The organism is Olsenella sp. An188 (genome assembly GCF_002160255.1).
GTDB classification, from domain to species: domain Bacteria; phylum Actinomycetota; class Coriobacteriia; order Coriobacteriales; family Atopobiaceae; genus Thermophilibacter; species Thermophilibacter avistercoris.
On record NZ_NFKF01000001.1, the window covers coordinates 334538 to 351074 of the forward strand.

The following is a 16537-nucleotide window of genomic DNA, read 5'->3' on the forward strand; positions in this document are numbered from 1 at the left end:
GCGGCAATGGCGAAGTCGCGGCGCAGGGCCCAGGCCTAGCGGCCGTACGCACCGCGCAGCGAGTACCAGCCGCCCGCCTCCCCCACCGCGAGCGGCACGCCGAAGAGCTCGCTCATGACCTCGCTCGTGAGCAGGCGCTCCTTGGGTCCGTCGGCAAAGACCTCGGCGTCCTTGATAAGAAGGACGCGGCGGATGTCCGGGATGATGTCCTCGGGGTAGTGCGTCACGAGCACCACCGAGCGGCCCTCGGCGGCGAGCGTGCGCATGGTCTGGCGCACGTGGTACATGCCCTCGGGGTCGAGCCCCGTGCAGGGCTCGTCGAAGATGAGGACCTGCGGGTCGCGCACGAGCTCGCGCGCCACGAGCACGCGGCGCACCTGGCCGGTGGAGAGCGTCATCACGTCGCGCCCCGCGAGCTCGGGGATGCCCAGGCGCTCGAGCGCGTCCATCGCGAGCGCGCGGTCCCTCTCGCCCACCTCGGCGCGCAGCGGGACCCCGAGCGAGCCGAAGAGGCCGCCCACCACGATGTCCGAGACCGGGAGGTGAACGCGCACCTGGTCGTGCATCGTGGAGCTCACGATGCCGAGCGTGCGCTTGATCTCGGCGAGCTCGGGTCGCGCGGCGCCGCGGAAGAGCACGGGCGGCTCCTCGCGCCAGACGGGGAACACCTCGCGCGTGAGCAGCTGGATGAAGGTGGACTTGCCCGCGCCGTTGGGGCCGAGAAGGGCCACGTGCTCGCCCTCGGCGAGCGAGAAGTCGCCGACGTGCAGGATGGTCTTGCCGCCGCGCACGACGCTCGCCTCGTGGATCTTGAAGAGCGGCGGTCGGGTGCCCGCCGCGGCGCGAGCGTCCTTCTCGCCGTCGCCGTTGGTTTCCATTTGGTGCCCCCTTTCGGCCTCCCGGGACGTCGGCGCCCCGGCGAGGACTACTATAGGCAGATCGGAGTCTCGCCGGCGCGCCGCGTCGCGCGCCGTCACCAACTAGCAAAGGAGCCCGCCATGGCAGAGATGCTCTCCCTCGAGGCCTTCGAGGAGGCCTCCGAGAAGGTCCGCGAGGTCACGCTCGAGACCAAGCTCGTGGAGAGCCCGCACTTCTCGGCCGCCACGGGCAACCGCGTGTGGCTCAAGCCCGAGAACCTCCAGCGCACGGGCGCCTACAAGGTGCGCGGCGCCTACTACAAGATCTCCGGGCTCGCGCCCGAGGAGCTCTCCCGCGGCATCATCACCGCGAGCGCGGGCAACCACGCCCAGGGCGTGGCCTTTGCCGCGACGCGCGCCGGGGCCCGCTCCGTGGTGGTGATGCCCGAGACCACGCCGCTCATCAAGGTGGAGCGGACCAAGCACTACGGCGCCGAGGTCGTGCTCCACGGCGACGTCTACGACGAGGCCTGCGACCACGCCCTCGAGCTCGCCGAGCGCGAGGGCTACACGTTCATCCACCCGTTCAACGACCCGGTGGTCGCCACCGGCCAGGGCACCATCGCCATGGAGGTGGTCCAGGAGCTGCCGCTCGTGGACACGATCCTCGTGCCGGTGGGCGGCGGCGGGCTCGCCTGCGGCGTGGCCACCTTCGCCAAGCTCTACAACCCCAAGATCCGCGTGGTCGGCGTGGAGCCGGCGGGCGCGCCCTCGCTCACGGCGGCGCTCGAGGCGGGGCGCCCGGTGCGCCTGCCCGGGGCGAACACCATCGCCGACGGCACGGCCGTGCTCGAGGTGGGCGACGCCGTCTTCCCCTACCTGCAGGCGAACCTCGACGACGTCATGACCGTGCCCGACGAGGAGCTCATCGTGGCGTTTCTCGACATGGTCGAGAACCACAAGATGATCGTGGAGAACTCCGGCCTGCTCACGGTAGCCGCGCTCAAGCACCTGCCGGCGGAGAACAAGCGCGTGGTGGCGATCCTCTCGGGCGGCAACATGGACGTCATCACGATGAGCTCGGTGGTGCAGCACGGCCTCATCCAGCGCGACCGCATCTTCACCGTGAGCGTGCTCCTGCCCGACCGCCCCGGCATGCTCGTGCGCGTGGCGAGCGTCATCGCCGAGCAGAACGGCAACGTCATCAAGCTCGAGCACAACCAGTTCGTGAGCACCAACCGCAACGCCGCGGTGGAGCTGCGCGTGACGATCGAGGCCTTCGGCACCGACCACAAGGCGCAGATCGTGGACGCCCTCGAGGCCGCGGGCTTCTCGCCGACCCTCACCCAGACTTCGCTGTAAGGCGAAGGGGCGGTCCCCTCGCCCCGCTCACGAAAGGAGACCCCCGTGAACGCCGCCTGCCTCATGGAGCTCATGGACGCCGCGCTCGCCTAGCGCGAGAACCGCCCGCGGGCGAAATCAGGCCGTTCGCGGGCGGTCACGTCCCGGAAACACGCCGCGCGTATCGTACGGCCCACTGAGCAAATGCGACGACAGGGCAAGTACGGGCCGCACCCGTCACACAGCGAGCGGGCAGCGTGAGAACCCGCGGCGGACGGCCCCGAACACTCCCTCGAGCAGCTCGCGAGAACCCTCCGCGCCGCGCGGGACACCCCCGACGGCAGCCGAGAAGTACCGCGCGCCGGAACCCGCCGTCATGGGCATCGAGGCCAGACCTCGCATTTCTCACACACAGCGAGAGGAAGCGAGGAGACATGCAGCAGTTGCGCAGCGATGCCATCAAGCGCGGGCTTGCCCGAGCGCCCCACCGGAGCCTGCTCGCGGCCGACGGCCTCACCGACGAGGAGCTCGACCGCCCGCTCGTGGCCGTGGTCTCGGCACAGAACGAGGTCATCCCCGGCCACCTTCACCTCCAGCAGATCGCCGACGCCGTCAAGGCGGGCGTCCGCATGGCCGGCGGCACGCCGCTGCAGGTCAACACCATCGGCGTGTGCGACGGCATCGCGATGAACCACGAGGGCATGCACTACAGCCTCGTCAGCCGCGAGGTCATCGCCGACAGCGTAGAGTGCGCCGTCCAGGGCCACCAGTTCGACGCCATGGTACTGATCCCATCCTGCGACAAGATCGTGCCCGGCATGCTCATCGCCGCCGCGCGCCTGAACATCCCCACCGTCCTCGTCTCCGGCGGCCCCATGCTCGCCGGTCGCGGGCGCGACGGGTCCCAGACCGACCTCAACTCCCTCTTCGACGCCGTGGGCCAGGTCACCGCCGGCACGATGACCGAGCAGGAGTGCTCCTGGCTCGAGAAGACGGCCTGCCCCACCTGCGGCAGCTGCTCGGGCATGTTCACCGCCAACTCCATCTGCTGCCTGGCCGAGGCCCTCGGCATCGCGCTTCCCGGCAACGGCACCGTGCCGGCCGTCTACTCCGAGCGCATCCGCCTCGCCAAGCGCGCCGGCATGAAGGTCATGGAGCTCGTCGAGAAGAACCTCTGCGCGCGCGACGTCCTCAGCCCCGCCGCCATCCACAACGGCATGGTGCTCGACATGGCCTTCGGCGGCTCGACCAACACGATGCTGCACCTCACGGCCATCGCGCAGGCCGCCGGCTGCCCCGTCACCATGGAGGACTGGGACCGCGCGAGCGCCGAGACGCCCAACATCGTGCGCATCGCGCCGGCGGGCCCGCTGCACATCCAGGACCTGAACGACGTGGGCGGCGTCTCAGCCATCATCGGGGAGCTCGGGCGCACCGGCCACCTCGACCTCTCGGCCGTGACCTGCCACGGCACCATGGCCGAGTGGGTCGCCGAGTGCCCCGAGCCCGACGGGGAGGTCGTGCGCCGCGTCGAGGACGCCTACTCCCCCGACGGCGGCCTCAAGGTCGTCCGCGGCAACCTCGCGCCGGACTGCGGCGTGGTCAAGAAGAGCGCCGTGGACCCGTCCATGTGGCGGCACTCCGGCCCCGCGCGCGTCTTCGACTCCGAGGAGCAGGCCTGCGAGGCCATCTTCGGCGGGGCGATAAACCCGGGCGACGTGGTGGTCATCCGCTACGAGGGCCCGGCGGGCGGCCCCGGCATGCGCGAGATGCTCACCCCCACCTCCGCCATCTGCGGCATGGGGCTCGCCACCTCCGTGGCCCTCATCACCGACGGGCGCTTCTCGGGCGCCTCCAAGGGCCCGTGCATCGGCCACGTCTCCCCCGAGGCCGCGGCCGGCGGTCCGATCGCGCTCGTCCGCGAGGGCGACGTGATCTCCATCGACATCCAGGCAGGCACGCTCACGCTGGAGGTGGCGCAGGGCGAGCTCGAGCGCCGGCGCGCCGCGTGGCAGCCGCCCGCTCCCAAGTACGAGACGGGGGTTCTCTCCCGCTACGCAAGACTGGTCACGAGCGCAGACAAGGGGGCCTACCTCTCATGATTACCACCGAGGAGAAGGTCGCCCGCCGGCGGCGCGCCATAGAGGGGCGCCCGCTCGGCCCGGGCAGCCACACCGAGCACGAGGGCAAGACCATGACCGGGGCGCAGGCGATCATCGCCAGCCTCGAGGCCGAGGGCGTGGACACCATCTTCGGCTACCCCGGCGGCCAGGCCATCAAGATCTACGACGCCCTGTACGACTCCAAGAAGATCCGCCACGTCCTGGCGCGCCACGAGCAGGGCGCCACGCACATGGCCGACGGCTACGCGCGCGCCACGGGCAAGGTCGGCGTGGTGCTGGTCACCTCCGGCCCCGGCGCCACCAACACCGTGACGGGCATCGCGACGGCCTACATGGACTCCGTCCCGCTCGTCGTCATCACCGGCCAGGTCACGCGCGGCGTCATCGGCACGGACGCCTTCCAGGAGTCCGACATCGTGGGCATCACCATGCCGATCGTCAAGCACAGCTTCCTGCTGCAGTCCACCGACGACCTCACGCGCACCTTCCGCGAGGCCTTCTACATCGCCTCCACCGGGCGGCCCGGCCCCGTGCTCATCGACATCCCGAGCGACCTCTCCGGCTCCGAGATGGTCTTCCACTACCCCGACTCCGTGAGCATCGCGAGCTACCGGCCCACCTACAAGGGCAACGCCAAGCAGGTCAAGCAGGCCGCCGCGCTCATCGCCGCGGCGAGGCGCCCTCTCATCATGGCCGGCGGCGGCATCGTCTCCAGCCACGCCTGCCCCGAGCTCACCGAGCTCGCCGAGCGCATGAACATCCCCGTGGTCACCACCCTCATGGGCAAGGGCGCCATGCGCTGCTCCAACCCGCTCAACCTCGGCCCCGTGGGAATGCACGGCTCCAAGTACGCCAACATGGCCGTCACCGAGTGCGACCTGCTCGTGGCCGTGGGCGCGCGCTTCTCGGACCGCGTGACCGGCAAGGTCGACGAGTTCGCCCCGCACGCCCAGATCATCCACATCGACATCGACCCGGCAGAGATCGGCAAGATCGTGAACCCGGCCGTGCCCATCGTCGGCGACGCCAAGTCCGTCCTCGCCTCGCTCAACGAGCGCCTGGCCAAGATGGGCGCCACGCCGGTCTGCGACGAGTGGACCGCCGAGGTCTTCGGCTGGCGCGAGCGCTGGCCCTTCTACACCGCCGACTTCGCCGACTACCCCGACAAGATCGCCCCGGAGGTCGTGCTCTCCAAGCTCTCCGACAAGCTCGACCCCGAGGCCTCCATCGTCACCACCGAGGTCGGCCAGCACCAGATGTGGGCGCACCAGAACATCCACCGCGAGCACGCGCGCACCTTCATCAGCTCCGGCGGCCTCGGCACGATGGGCTTCGGCTTCCCGGCTGCCATCGGCGCCAAGATCGGCTGCCCGGACGAGCAGGTCGTCTGCGTGGCCGGCGACGGCTCGTTCCAGATGAACAGCCAGGAGATGGCCACGGCAAAGATCAACGACGTCCCGGTCAAGGTGCTCGTCATCGACAACCGCGCCCTCGGCATGGTCCACCAGTGGCAGCACCTCTTCTACAACGACCGCTTCTCGTTCACCGAGCTCGCCGACAACCCCGACTTCGTCAAGCTCGCCGACGCCTACGGCTGGCGCGCGGCGCGCATAACGCGGCCCGAGGAGATCGACGCCGCGCTCGACGAGATGCTCGCCTCCGACGAGCCCTACCTGCTCGACGTGATGATCCCGGCCGAGCAGACCGTCTACCCGATGGTCGCCCCCGGCGCCCCCATCGACGACATCATCGGCGCGCTCGACGTGACCCTCGGAGGGGTGCGCGTCAGCGAGAAGGGCTTCGGCGAGGGCGGGCGCCCGCGCGTCAAGCCGTCCCACGAAGGAGTTGATGAGTCATGAACTACCTGCTCTCGGTACTCGTGGAGAACCGGCCCGGCGTGCTCAGCCGCGTCACGGGCCTCATCAGCCGCCGCGGCTTCAACATCGAGTCGCTCACCGTCGCCCCCACCGAGGACGAGAACCTCTCGCGCATGACGATCATCGTCGAGGCGGACGAGGTCGGCTTCGAGCAGATCACCAAGCAGCTCCACAAGCTCGTCTCGGTCTACAAGATCTCCGACCTCACCTACGAGGACGCCGTCGAGCGCGAGCTCGTCCTCTTCAAGGTCCAGTCGACGCCCGAGCGCAGGCACGAGATCATCGAGATCGCCAACGTGTTCCGCGCCAAGGTGGTCGACGTGGGCAAGAACACCCTCACGATCGAGGCCACCGGCGCCGCCAGCAAGCTCGACGCCATGAAGGACCTGCTGCGCGCCTACGGCATCAAGCAGCTCACGCGCACCGGCAAGATCGCCATGGCGCGCGGCTCCCAGTGACGCGAGGGGACGGTCCCCTCGCATCGTCCGGCACCACCCGCCGCCGCGCGCGGCGGTTCACATAGGTACAAGCGGCTCGACTAAGGAGAAGAACATGGCCGTCACCATCTACTACGAGAAGGACGTCGACCCGAGCGTCATCCAGGGCAAGAAGGTCGCCATCATCGGCTACGGCTCCCAGGGCCACGCCCACGCCCTCAACCTCATGGACTCCGGCTGCGACGTCCGCGTCGGCCTGCGCGAGGGCTCCAAGAGCGCCGAGAAGGCCCGCGAGGCCGGCCTGAAGGTCGTGAGCATGGACCAGGCCGCCGAGGAGGCCGACGTCATCATGGTCCTCGTGCCCGACGAGACCCAGCCGGCCGTCTACGAGGAGCACATCAAGGACCACCTCAAGCCCGGCGACACGCTCGCCTTCGCGCACGGCTTCAACATCCACTACGGCTACATCAAGGCCCCCGAGGACGTCAACGTCATCATGTGCGCGCCCAAGGGCCCGGGCCACATCGTGCGCCGCCAGTACACCGAGGGCTCCGGCGTGCCCGACCTCGCGTGCGTAGCGCAGGACGCCACCGGCGACGCCTGGGACATCGTGCTGTCCTACTGCTGGGGCGTCGGCGGCGCCCGCTCCGGCATCATCAAGGCCACCTTCAAGGAGGAGACCGAGGAGGACCTCTTCGGTGAGCAGGCGGTGCTGTGCGGCGGCCTCGTCGAGCTCGTGAAGGCCGGCTTCGAGACCCTGACCGAGGCGGGCTACCCCGAGGAGCTGGCCTACTTCGAGGTCTACCACGAGATGAAGATGATCGTCGACCTCATGTACGAGTCCGGCATCCACTTCATGAACTACTCGATCTCCAACACCGCCGAGTACGGCGAGTACTACGCCGGCCCGCAGGTCATCAACGCCGAGTCCCGCGAGGCCATGAAGCGCATCCTGGCCCGCATCCAGGACGGCAGCTTCGCGCAGGAGTTCGTCGACGACTGCAACAACGGCCACAAGTGGCTGCTCGAGAAGCGCGAGGAGATCAACTCCCACCCGATCGAGAAGACCGGCGAGAAGATCCGCTCCATGTTCAGCTGGATCAAGAAGTAGCCGGATCGGCGAGAAGAGCCCGCATCGACGGTCCCAGGGCCCGGCGCCGCGCGCGTCGGGCCCTTCGCGTGCGTCGGATGCGCCCGGACGGGAGCCCAGACGGAACACGCCCGCACCCGATGCCCGCACTTCTCGCCCGCACTTCTCGCCCGCACCCAGAGAGTGCGGGCCTCGAGATCGCGCCAGCCCGCACTCCCCGCCAAACGTCGGGTACTCGCCCGCACTTCTCGCCCCCGAGGTGCAAAAGCGCCCGCACCTGTTGAGTGCGGGCATCGGGTGCGGGCGCAGGCGAGAAAAACCGCGCGCCTACTCCCCCGCCGGGCGCGCCGCGGCGACGCCAACGCGATGCGACAGACCGATGCTCGGCCGCTCAACGACGCGCCAGAACGCCACGGCAAAGACGAGGCTCGCCGCGAGCGCCACGACGGACTGGGCAAGCGGGGACACGACCCCAAGGCGGGGCAGCAGGGCCTCGAGCCCGCCCACGACCACGGCGTGCGTGAGGTAGAGCGAGAACGAGACGGTGCCGAGGAAGCGCACGGGGCGGACGGAGAGGGCACGCCGCACGAGCCCGTCGGTCACGGCAAGCACCACGAGGGCCGCGCACGCGGCGTTCATGAGCGTCGCGAGCGCCGCGCCGAGAAGCGCGTCGACAGGCCCGAGCAGCCCCGCCGCGTTTGCCTGGGCCAGCTCGACGAGGCACAGGGCCAGCACGAGGCAGCCGACCTCCACGGCCGGGGTCAGGCGCGCCCGGGAGAGCTCGTCGAGGTGGCGGGCGAGAAGGACGCCGAGCCAAAACGTCAGGCACAGCCGCAGCGGGAAGTAGCCGCACCAGTGCGAGACGAAGATGCCTGCGAAGAGCGCCGCGGCCGTGAGGCGCTCGCGGCGAACGCGCGCGAGGCACGCGATCGCGAGCGGAAGCGTGAGCGAGAACCACAGCTCCCAGCACATCGACCACACCGGGGAGTTCACTCGCGACAGCGGGGTGCCGAGGAGCGTCCGGGCATCGTCGGAAACGTTGAAGACGACGTCGAACTGCATGAGGACGTCATGGGTGACGCGCTGCGCCCCGCCGGCGAAGTCGATCGCCGTCGCCGAGCGGCCCGTCGACCCGATGCGCCACGCGACGTAGCCCGCCACGACGCCGAGCGCGACCGCGGCGAAGAGCGGGACGCACAGGCGCACCACGCGACGGGGGTAGTAGGCGATCCAGTCGTAGGGGCGTCCCGCGCGCAGGCGCGAGAGCGGTCCGATCGAGAGGACCACGCCCGAGAGCACGAAGAACACGATCACGGCCGGGGTGCCGGGGATGAGCGAGTACGGCGCACCCGGCCCCCAGAGCTCGAGCATCATGGCAACGTGCAGGACGAGCACGACGACGCTCGCCACGCCGCGCAGGCCGTCGAGCGAGTGAATGCGGGCCGGTTCGGAAGATGCGCTCATGGAGCCCCCGTTTCAGGTTAGAGTCAGCATCCATTGTAGCGGCCTCGCGCACACCGGCGCGCACGCACAGAAAAGGGGCGGCGCCCCATTGCGCCGCCCCGCGTCTTTGTACTTTGGAATCACCCGTGTCAGTGAGGTCGAAGTCCGACGAGACGATTCAATGTCTGGACCCGCCCCTGGCACTTCCTTCATCAGCCCGTTCCGAAATACGTTTCGGAGAACGTTGGCGAGTGCGCTCGCCCCAGCTGTTATAGGGCCTCGGTCGCGCGGTCGGCGGGTCCAAACCCTGCTATCTCTTCTGTGTTCACTGGACTCGCCTCCTCTGCCGGTCGCTTTGTGGGTAGCGACGATGTTCTTAGTTACTCTGTTTGTTCCACCGCGCGCGCTACCCTATTCCGCGTTTTTCTCGCCTTCCGCGAACGGTTCGGATTTGCCGGCGGACGGCACGAACCCCACGTCACGCGCCAGAAGGTCAGCGAGCTCGCGGCTTGAGTGCACGCCAAGCCGCTCGTAGCCCTGTGCTCGGTAGGCGCTCACGGTACCGCGCGCCACGTGCAGGGACTCGCAGATCTCGGGCGTGGCGCGCCCGAGGGCGATCTCGACGAGCACGCGTGCCTGGAGCTCACCCGCACCGCGCCCGCGCAGGTAGAGCACGCAACGCTCCACGTCCAGCGTCTGCGCCACGCGCTCGCGCGGCCACAGCAGATGCGGGGCGAGCAGGGCGAGCGCGATGTCGTAGCCGACCGCGGCGGGCACGCTTGCGCTCACCATGCTCCTCGAGGGGAGCTCGACCCAGATGGGCTGCGACCCACCCGCGCACAGCCCCAGGCCCGCGAGGGCAATCACCACAAGGGCCAGGCGACCGCTCACCTTGCGGTGTCGCAGGCGCATGTTCTGAAGCCTCGCATAGGCGAGAAGAACGATCCAAGGCAGCATCAGCGCCAGTACGGGAAAGGCGAGCACCCCAGCCTGATGATCGAAACTCACAAGCGAGGAGTAGTTCGTCACGTTGTGGACGATCATGCCCGAGAAGAGCGCAAGCGCCATGAGCGGCAGCGACCCCGCGCGCCCCACGTCCAGCTCGGGAGGCTGGGCGGCAGCGCCGCGCGACGGAGGCACGAGCTCGTCGAGCGAGGCGAGCCCGAGCTTCTCGCAGGCGCGAGATCGATAGGTGCTCACGGAGGACGCGCTGATGCCGAGCGCCTCGGCCGCCTGCGCCTGCGTGCTCCCCGAGACGAGGAGCTCGGCGACCTCGCGCTCTCGCTCCGTGAGCGCATCCGCACCGGGACGCCCGTCGATCGGGGACGCGGGCGGCTCGCTGGCCCCGGGGACCGGCATCACCCAGGCCACGAGCACGACGCCCCACAGGCACCAGGCCGCGTAACGCGCAACGCGCTCGAAGAGGGAGATTGACTGACGGAGTACGTAGGAGTCCCCGGCCATCCCAAGATAGTATGCCCCCGCAAGCCCCAGATAGGCCACGAGCGCCACCGCGGCCGCAGCGCAGAGCACCCGCCGCCGGGGCACAACCCGGTCTCGATACGCATACCCGAGCGCGGCGGCTACGAGCGCGAGCGGAATGGCCACGCTCCATGGCACGAAGGACCAGAAGCCCAGGAGGCGCCCCCATCCCTCGGGCACCGACTCCTTATAGCTGAGATAGCCCATCGCGGACGGCACGAGGAGCATCGCCGTCCCCAACATCACCCAGAGCGCCGCTCGCACGACAGCCCACACCGTTCTTCTCGCCTGCGTCATGTCCGCCTCCCTCGTGTTTGCCTTCGAGCAGAATCGTAGGCTCAGGCGGCGCAGACGTCACGTCGCGCCCGATATGCAAACCGCCTCGACAGACGAAAAGGGCCCCGGACCGTAGCCCGGGGCCTGAGGTGATGCGAAGGGGATGTCCCCTTGTCTCCTTGCGCTACTCCGCGTCGGCGATGGCCTTCTTGGCGACCTCGGCGATCTCGGCGAAGGTGGCCTCGTCGCTGTAGGCGATCTCGGCGAGGACCTTGCGGTCGAGCTCGACGCCGGCGAGCTTGAGGCCGTGCATGAACTTGCTGTAGGAGAGGCCGTTCATGCGGGCGGCGGCGTTGATGCGCTGGATCCACAGGGCGCGGAAGTCGCGCTTCTTGTTGCGACGGTCGCGGTAGGCGTACTGGCCGGAGTGCTGGGCCTGCTCCTTCATGCCGCGGAACGTGCGGGAACGGACTCCGTAGTAGCCCTTGGTGCGCTCGACGAGCGTGTTGCGCTTCTTACGGCCGGCGACGGCGCGCTTGACTCGTGCCATATCTGATCAACTCCTTGCTGGAAAACTTCAGTCGAGGGACGCTCGCGCGCCTACTTGGAACCCATGCGCTGGGACACGGTCTTGACGTCCGCGTCCGAGATGACGGTCTCCTGGCGGAAGCCGCGGATGCGCTTGGGGGACTTCTTGGTGAGGATGTGGCTCTTGAACGCCTTGGCGCGCATGATCTTGCCAGAGCCGGTGCGGCGGAAGCGCTTTGCCGTACCCTTGTGCGTCTTCATCTTGGGCATGCTAGTTCTCCTTCTCCGTGGTGACGTCCCCGTCCCCATCAGCCTTCTGGTCGAAGGCGCCCTTGATCGGGACGATGGTCATGTGCATGTTGCGGCCTTCCATGAGCGGCTTCTGCTCGACGGTGGCGACGTCCTTGAGGTCGGCTGCCAGGCGATCGAGGACGAGGCGCCCCTGCTCCGGGTGGGCCATCTCGCGGCCGCGGAACATGATCGTGATCTTGACGCGGGCACCCTTCTTGAGGAAGCGGATGACGTGACCCTTCTTGGTCTCGTAGTCGCCCACGTCGATCTTGGGACGGAACTTCATCTCCTTGATCTCGACCTTGGCCTGGTTCTTGCGAGCGGCCTTGGCCTTGCGGTCCTGCTCGTACTTGAACTTCTTGTAGTCGAGCATCTTGCAGACGGGAGGATCTGCGTTGGGCGCGATCTCCACGAGGTCAAGACCCTGGTCGCCGGCGATGCGCAGGGCATCGCGAACGCCGAACAGGCCCATCTGGGAGCCGTCGACGCCGATCAGGCGACACGTGCGTGAAGTGATCTCCTCGTTGATGCGAGGACCGTCTTTCCTGGCTATCTTCTACACCTTCCTCTCTCCGCGACTCGCGTCGCACAAAAAAGCTCCCGGCACGTGATGGCAGCGTCCGGGAGACATCGCTCGCCTGTGGCGAGAAAGCATTCGTTGTCTGACCAGACAGCAGCCACGCGGCGCCGTTCAGGTGGGGACCCACGTTCGATCCCGCTTCGCAAAAAGCACACTTGGTGAGAATAGCACGCGTCCCGGGCCCCGGCAAGAGGTTTTTCTCGCCAGTGCCCGGGACGCGCGGGCTTCAGGATTTCTCCACGCGAGGCGCGCGGGCCGCGGCTAGAGGTTGAGGGAGGCGGACTGCACGTAGGTGCGCGCCTGGTACTCGCGGTCGAGGTCGTAGAGGCCCTTGGGGTCGCAGCCGAAGAGCTTCATGTTGGTGATCATGTCGCGGGCGTTGGTCTCCTCCTCGCCCTGCTCGGCGACGAACCAGTCGAGGAACTTCATCGTGCGGACGTCGTGGACGGAGTGGGCCACCTCGTAGCAGTGGTGGATGAGGCTCGTGACGTACTCCTCGTGCTCGAGACCCGCCTCGAGGGGGGCGAGGTCGTTGTCAAAGACCTTGTCCGGCTTGGCGATGGCCTCCATCGTGGGCTTGAAGTCGTTGTCGAGCAGGTAGCGACGGATGGCCAGCGCGTGGTCCATCTCCTCCTTGGCCTGGATCTCGTACCAGTTGGCAAAGCCCTTGAGGCCGCGGTCCTCGTAGTAGTCCGCGAAGGTGAGGTAGAGGTAGCTCGAGTACATCTCCTTGTTGATCTGCTCGTTCAGGACGGAGGTGACCTCGGGGGTGAGGGCCATGGCGACTTCCTTTCTCTCGTGCGGCCGTTGACTGCATTCTACCCCATCGACCGGACGCAAAACCGCTTGCCCGGCGCCACGGAGGCCGGGTGGTTGGGCGTTCGGGAGCGCCCGCGGACCGGGTTCTGGTATAGTTGCCCTGCTGGAGCCGGCGCCCACGCGCCCAGGCAGGCCCGAGTGGCGGAATTGGCAGACGCGACGGTCTCAAAAACCGTTGAGGCAACTCGTGCGGGTTCGAGCCCCGCCTCGGGCACCACCCCTTAATCCGCTGGCGAGAAGTACCAGCGGGCCTTGCCCCCCTACCGAAGAAACGGGTTCGTCGCGAGCTCGCGCGCCATCGTGGTTGCCGGGCCGTGCCCGCACAGCAGCGTCGTCTCGGGCGCGATCAGGTCCGCCATGCGCGCGAGCGAGGCCATGATCTGCGCCTCGTCGCCGCCGGAGAGGTCCGTGCGACCGTGGCTGCCCGGGAAGAGGGTGTCTCCCACGAAGGCCACGCCCTCGGCCGAGCCCCCGCCCACGAGCACCACCCCGCCGGGCGTGTGGCCCGGCGTCTCCATCACCGTGAAGGTGGCCGTCCCCACGCGCAGCACGTCGCCCTCGGAGAGCGCGCGGTCGGGCGCGGGCGCGTCCTCGTCGTAGCTGCGGCCCACCTCGCTCATCTGGCCCGCGCGCGCCGCCAGGGACGCGTCCGCCGCGTGAATCGCGAACGGGGCGCCCGTCGCCCGGACGAGGGCCGCCACGCCCCCCACGTGGTCGCCGTGGCCGTGCGTTGCCGCGACGCACGTCACGCGCGCGTCGCGGACGTGCTCGGCGACCTGCGCGCCCGAGCCGCCCGGGTCGACGACCAGGCACTCCCCCTCGCTCACGTACGCGTAGCAGTTGGTTGCGAGCGGCGTCACCTGAAAGCAGCGCAGCTCGTCTCTCTTCTCGGCCATGTCAGATCCTCTCGGACGATGCGGGGTGACTCGGAAGGGGACCGTCCCCTTGAATCACACGCGGCGCTTCATCTGGTTGGCACCCTCGCCGGGCATGATGCGGCGCGCGTCGAAGACGCTCGGCACCCGGCTCACGGCGGAGAGCAGCACGTCGAGCAGGCTCGCGTCAGAGATCGCCACGAGGAAGCGCAGGCGCGCCACGCCCTGGGCGCTCGTCTGCGTGGCGGCGGAGAGGATGTTGGCCCCCGCGTCGCCGATGGCGACCGTCACGTCCTTGAGCAGCCCCATGCGGTCGGTGGCCTCCACCACGATCTCGACCCTGAACTCGGTGGCGCCCGAGGTGTCCCAGGCGACCTCGATCATGCGGGCCGGGTTCCTCATGAGGTCGGCCACGTTGGGGCAGTTGGCCCGGTGGACCGAGACCCCGCGGCCGCGCGTGATGAAGCCCACGATCTCGTCGCCGGCGACGGGGTTGCAGCAGTGCGCCAGGTGCACGAGCAGGTCCGGGTCGCCCTTCACCACGACGCCGCAGTTGCTCCTGCGCCGCTTGCCGCGCGCGGCCTGCGTGAGCGCGTAGGACTTCATGACCGGCGCGCCGGTCGCCATGGCGTGCTCGTGCTCCGCCTGGCGCTCCGCCTCGGCGGCCGCCGCGGCGAGCTGCTCGGGCGAGCCCTCCTCGAGGATCTCCTCGATGCGGTTGGCCGCCTGCTTGAGCGAGATCTTGCCGGTGTGGACGCTCGCGAACAGGTCGTCGGCGCTGCGCAGCTCGAAGCCCTCGCACACGCGCTCGATTGCCTTGACCGTGCGGCGCGTGGAGATGCCGTAGCCGCGCTTGCGCAGCTCGTGGGCGAGCTCGGTGCGGCCGGCCTCGGCGTCGTCGTTTCTGTTCTGGGTCGAGAAGAACTTGCGGATCTTGGCGCGCGTGGACGGCATCGCCACGAGGTTCATCCAGTCGCGGCTCGGCTTGGCGTTCTTGTTGGTGAGCACCTCAACGCGGTCGCCCATCTGGAGCTTGGTGGACAGTGGGACGACCGAGCCGTTGACCTTGGCGCCCACGCAGTGGTTGCCCACCTCGGTGTGCACCGCGTAGGCGAAGTCGAGCGGCGTGGCGTCGCGCCTGAGGCTCATGACCTCGCCCTTGGGCGTGAAGACGAAGATCTCGTGCTCGAAGAGGTCCACGCGCAGGTTGTCGAGGAACTCGTGCGGGTCGTCGATGTCGTCCTCAGTGGCCCAGTCGAGGGTCTTGCGGATCCAGTTGATCGTGGAGTCTATGGCGCGGTCCTCGGCGCTCATGCGGCCGCGCGAGTTGCCCTCCTTCTTGTAGAGCCAGTGGGCCGCGATGCCGTACTCGGAGGCCTCGTGCATCTCGGCCGTGCGGATCTGGATCTCGATCGGCTTGCCGTCGGGGCCCACCACCGTGGTGTGGAGGCTCTGGTAGAGGTTGGCCTTGGGCGTGGCGATGTAGTCCTTGAAGCGTCCCGGCATGGGGTTCCACAGCGAGTGGACCGCGCCGAGCGCGGAGTAGCAGTCCCCCACCGTCTGCGTGATCACGCGCAGCGCGATGAGGTCGTAGATGTCGGAGAACTCGCGCCCCTTGCGCGTCATCTTCTGGTAGATGCTCCAGAGGTGCTTGGGGCGGCCCGTGATCTGGTAGCCCGTGAGGCCGGCGGACTTGAGCTCGTCGTCGAGCGTCTTGATGGCCCGCTCGGTGTCGTCCTCGCGCTGCGCCCTGCTGTCCTGCACCATGCGCGCCACGCGCTGGTACTCCTCGGGCTCGAGCCAGAAGAAGGCGAGGTCCTCGAGCTCCCACTTGACCGACGAGATGCCCAGGCGGTCGGCGAGCGGGGCGTAGACGTCCATGGTCTCGCGCGCCTTGAACAGGCGCCGGTCGGGCGGCAGCGCGGCGAGGGTGCGCATGTTGTGGAGCCGGTCGGCGAGCTTGATGATGACCACGCGAATGTCGCGGCTCATGGCGAGGAACATCTTGCGCAGGTTCCACGCCTGCTTGGCGTCCATGGAGCTCACCTGGATGGAGGTGAGCTTGGTCACGCCGTCCACGAGGTCGGCGACCGTCTGGCCAAAGCGCTCGACGAGCTCGTCCTTGGTCGCCGGGGTGTCCTCCACCGTGTCGTGCAGAAGCGCGGCGCAGATGGTGTCCTCGTCCATGCGCAGGTCGTGCGCGAGGATGAGGGCGACCTCGACGGGGTGGTTGATGTAGGGCTCGCCCGAGCGGCGGCGCTGGTCGCGGTGGTAGTCCGCGGCAAAGCGGTACGCCCGCTCGACCTTCTCGCAGCCCTCCTCGTCGAGGTAGGCCTCGCAGGCGGCCTGCAGCAGGCGGAAGTTCGCGGCCTCGGGGACGCCCTTTTTCGGACGGGCGGCCGGCGCCGCGGCGGGCTCAGGAGCCCTCGCGTCGGCGGCGGGCCCGACCCCGGCGGGCGTGCCCGCGGCGGGCGTTGCGGATGCGTGGTCCTTCTCGTTGGCGCTCATCTCTCTGGCC

Annotated in this window: 14 protein-coding genes and 1 tRNA gene; 6 read left to right on the top strand and 9 right to left on the bottom strand. The window is 68.9% G+C overall.

What is annotated here, in order from left to right; genetic code table 11:
• Positions 1 to 35: 35 nt before the first annotated feature.
• Complete coding sequence (locus tag B5F23_RS01525) at positions 36 to 878, bottom strand: ABC transporter ATP-binding protein (protein ID WP_087350821.1); 843 nt, start codon at positions 876 to 878, stop codon at positions 36 to 38.
• Between the two features lie 120 nt (positions 879 to 998).
• Here B5F23_RS01525 and ilvA point away from each other — a divergent pair, with 120 nt between their 5' ends.
• The 5 genes from ilvA (at position 999) to ilvC (ending at position 7746) form a co-directional block, all read left to right on the top strand.
• Positions 999 to 2219, top strand: coding sequence for a threonine ammonia-lyase (gene ilvA / locus B5F23_RS01530; protein ID WP_087350824.1), 1221 nt, complete (start codon positions 999 to 1001; stop codon positions 2217 to 2219).
• A 413-nt stretch (positions 2220 to 2632) separates the two neighbouring features.
• A complete protein-coding gene (ilvD, locus tag B5F23_RS01535; protein ID WP_087350825.1) occupies positions 2633 to 4300 on the top strand; it encodes a dihydroxy-acid dehydratase in 1668 nt (555 codons plus the stop codon).
• Positions 4297 to 6180, top strand: a complete 1884-nt coding sequence (gene ilvB, locus B5F23_RS01540; RefSeq protein ID WP_087350827.1) for a biosynthetic-type acetolactate synthase large subunit — start codon at positions 4297 to 4299, stop codon at positions 6178 to 6180. Before ilvD ends, ilvB begins: the two co-directional genes overlap by 4 nt.
• Positions 6177 to 6656: an acetolactate synthase small subunit gene (ilvN, locus tag B5F23_RS01545; protein ID WP_087350830.1), complete on the top strand. Its 480-nt coding sequence runs from the start codon at positions 6177 to 6179 to the stop codon at positions 6654 to 6656. The genes ilvB and ilvN overlap by 4 nt, the downstream gene beginning before the upstream one ends.
• Before the next feature lie 94 nt (positions 6657 to 6750).
• Positions 6751 to 7746 (top strand): ketol-acid reductoisomerase, encoded by a 996-nt coding sequence (gene ilvC / locus B5F23_RS01550; protein WP_087350832.1) that lies wholly within the window; start codon positions 6751 to 6753, stop codon positions 7744 to 7746.
• Between the two features lie 306 nt (positions 7747 to 8052).
• Here the strand turns inward: ilvC and B5F23_RS01555 are convergent, their stop codons facing one another.
• From B5F23_RS01555 to B5F23_RS01580, 6 genes are all read right to left on the bottom strand, one after another.
• A complete protein-coding gene (locus B5F23_RS01555) occupies positions 8053 to 9189 on the bottom strand; it encodes an acyltransferase family protein (protein ID WP_087350835.1) in 1137 nt (378 codons plus the stop codon).
• A 390-nt stretch (positions 9190 to 9579) separates the two neighbouring features.
• Positions 9580 to 10947 carry a LuxR C-terminal-related transcriptional regulator gene (locus B5F23_RS01560; RefSeq protein WP_087350839.1) on the bottom strand — a complete coding sequence of 456 codons (1368 nt, stop codon included), beginning with the start codon at positions 10945 to 10947 and terminating at the stop codon, positions 9580 to 9582.
• A 163-nt stretch (positions 10948 to 11110) separates the two neighbouring features.
• Positions 11111 to 11476, bottom strand: a complete 366-nt coding sequence (rplT, locus tag B5F23_RS01565; RefSeq protein WP_087350842.1) for a 50S ribosomal protein L20 — start codon at positions 11474 to 11476, stop codon at positions 11111 to 11113.
• A gap of 50 nt (positions 11477 to 11526) precedes the next feature.
• Positions 11527 to 11724 (bottom strand): 50S ribosomal protein L35, encoded by a 198-nt coding sequence (rpmI, locus tag B5F23_RS01570; protein WP_087350845.1) that lies wholly within the window; start codon positions 11722 to 11724, stop codon positions 11527 to 11529.
• 1 nt (position 11725) lies between these two features.
• Complete coding sequence (gene infC / locus B5F23_RS01575) at positions 11726 to 12298, bottom strand: translation initiation factor IF-3 (protein ID WP_164484252.1); 573 nt, start codon at positions 12296 to 12298, stop codon at positions 11726 to 11728.
• A 288-nt stretch (positions 12299 to 12586) separates the two neighbouring features.
• Positions 12587 to 13105 carry a ferritin gene (locus B5F23_RS01580; RefSeq protein ID WP_087350848.1) on the bottom strand — a complete coding sequence of 173 codons (519 nt, stop codon included), beginning with the start codon at positions 13103 to 13105 and terminating at the stop codon, positions 12587 to 12589.
• A 171-nt stretch (positions 13106 to 13276) separates the two neighbouring features.
• Here B5F23_RS01580 and B5F23_RS01585 point away from each other — a divergent pair.
• Positions 13277 to 13361 (top strand) — tRNA-Leu (locus B5F23_RS01585).
• Positions 13362 to 13404: 43 nt separating this feature from the next.
• Here the strand turns inward: B5F23_RS01585 and B5F23_RS01590 are convergent.
• A complete protein-coding gene (locus B5F23_RS01590; protein ID WP_087350851.1) occupies positions 13405 to 14040 on the bottom strand; it encodes an MBL fold metallo-hydrolase in 636 nt (211 codons plus the stop codon).
• 54 nt (positions 14041 to 14094) lie between these two features.
• A complete protein-coding gene (locus tag B5F23_RS01595; RefSeq protein ID WP_087350854.1) occupies positions 14095 to 16527 on the bottom strand; it encodes a RelA/SpoT family protein in 2433 nt (810 codons plus the stop codon).
• Between the last annotated feature and the right edge of the window lie 10 nt (positions 16528 to 16537).

Bases quoted from the DNA above. Each gene is read 5' to 3' on its own strand.
- B5F23_RS01525 (WP_087350821.1), bottom strand. From the start codon at position 878: ATGGAAACCAACGGCGACGGCGAGAAGGACGCTCGCGCCGCGGCGGGC.
- ilvA (WP_087350824.1), top strand. From the start codon at position 999: ATGGCAGAGATGCTCTCCCTCGAGGCCTTCGAGGAGGCCTCCGAGAAG.
- ilvD (WP_087350825.1), top strand. From the start codon at position 2,633: ATGCAGCAGTTGCGCAGCGATGCCATCAAGCGCGGGCTTGCCCGAGCG.
- ilvB (WP_087350827.1), top strand. From the start codon at position 4,297: ATGATTACCACCGAGGAGAAGGTCGCCCGCCGGCGGCGCGCCATAGAG.
- ilvN (WP_087350830.1), top strand. From the start codon at position 6,177: ATGAACTACCTGCTCTCGGTACTCGTGGAGAACCGGCCCGGCGTGCTC.
- ilvC (WP_087350832.1), top strand. From the start codon at position 6,751: ATGGCCGTCACCATCTACTACGAGAAGGACGTCGACCCGAGCGTCATC.
- B5F23_RS01555 (WP_087350835.1), bottom strand. From the start codon at position 9,189: ATGAGCGCATCTTCCGAACCGGCCCGCATTCACTCGCTCGACGGCCTG.
- B5F23_RS01560 (WP_087350839.1), bottom strand. From the start codon at position 10,947: ATGACGCAGGCGAGAAGAACGGTGTGGGCTGTCGTGCGAGCGGCGCTC.
- rplT (WP_087350842.1), bottom strand. From the start codon at position 11,476: ATGGCACGAGTCAAGCGCGCCGTCGCCGGCCGTAAGAAGCGCAACACG.
- rpmI (WP_087350845.1), bottom strand. From the start codon at position 11,724: ATGCCCAAGATGAAGACGCACAAGGGTACGGCAAAGCGCTTCCGCCGC.
- B5F23_RS01580 (WP_087350848.1), bottom strand. From the start codon at position 13,105: ATGGCCCTCACCCCCGAGGTCACCTCCGTCCTGAACGAGCAGATCAAC.
- B5F23_RS01590 (WP_087350851.1), bottom strand. From the start codon at position 14,040: ATGGCCGAGAAGAGAGACGAGCTGCGCTGCTTTCAGGTGACGCCGCTC.
- B5F23_RS01595 (WP_087350854.1), bottom strand. From the start codon at position 16,527: ATGAGCGCCAACGAGAAGGACCACGCATCCGCAACGCCCGCCGCGGGC.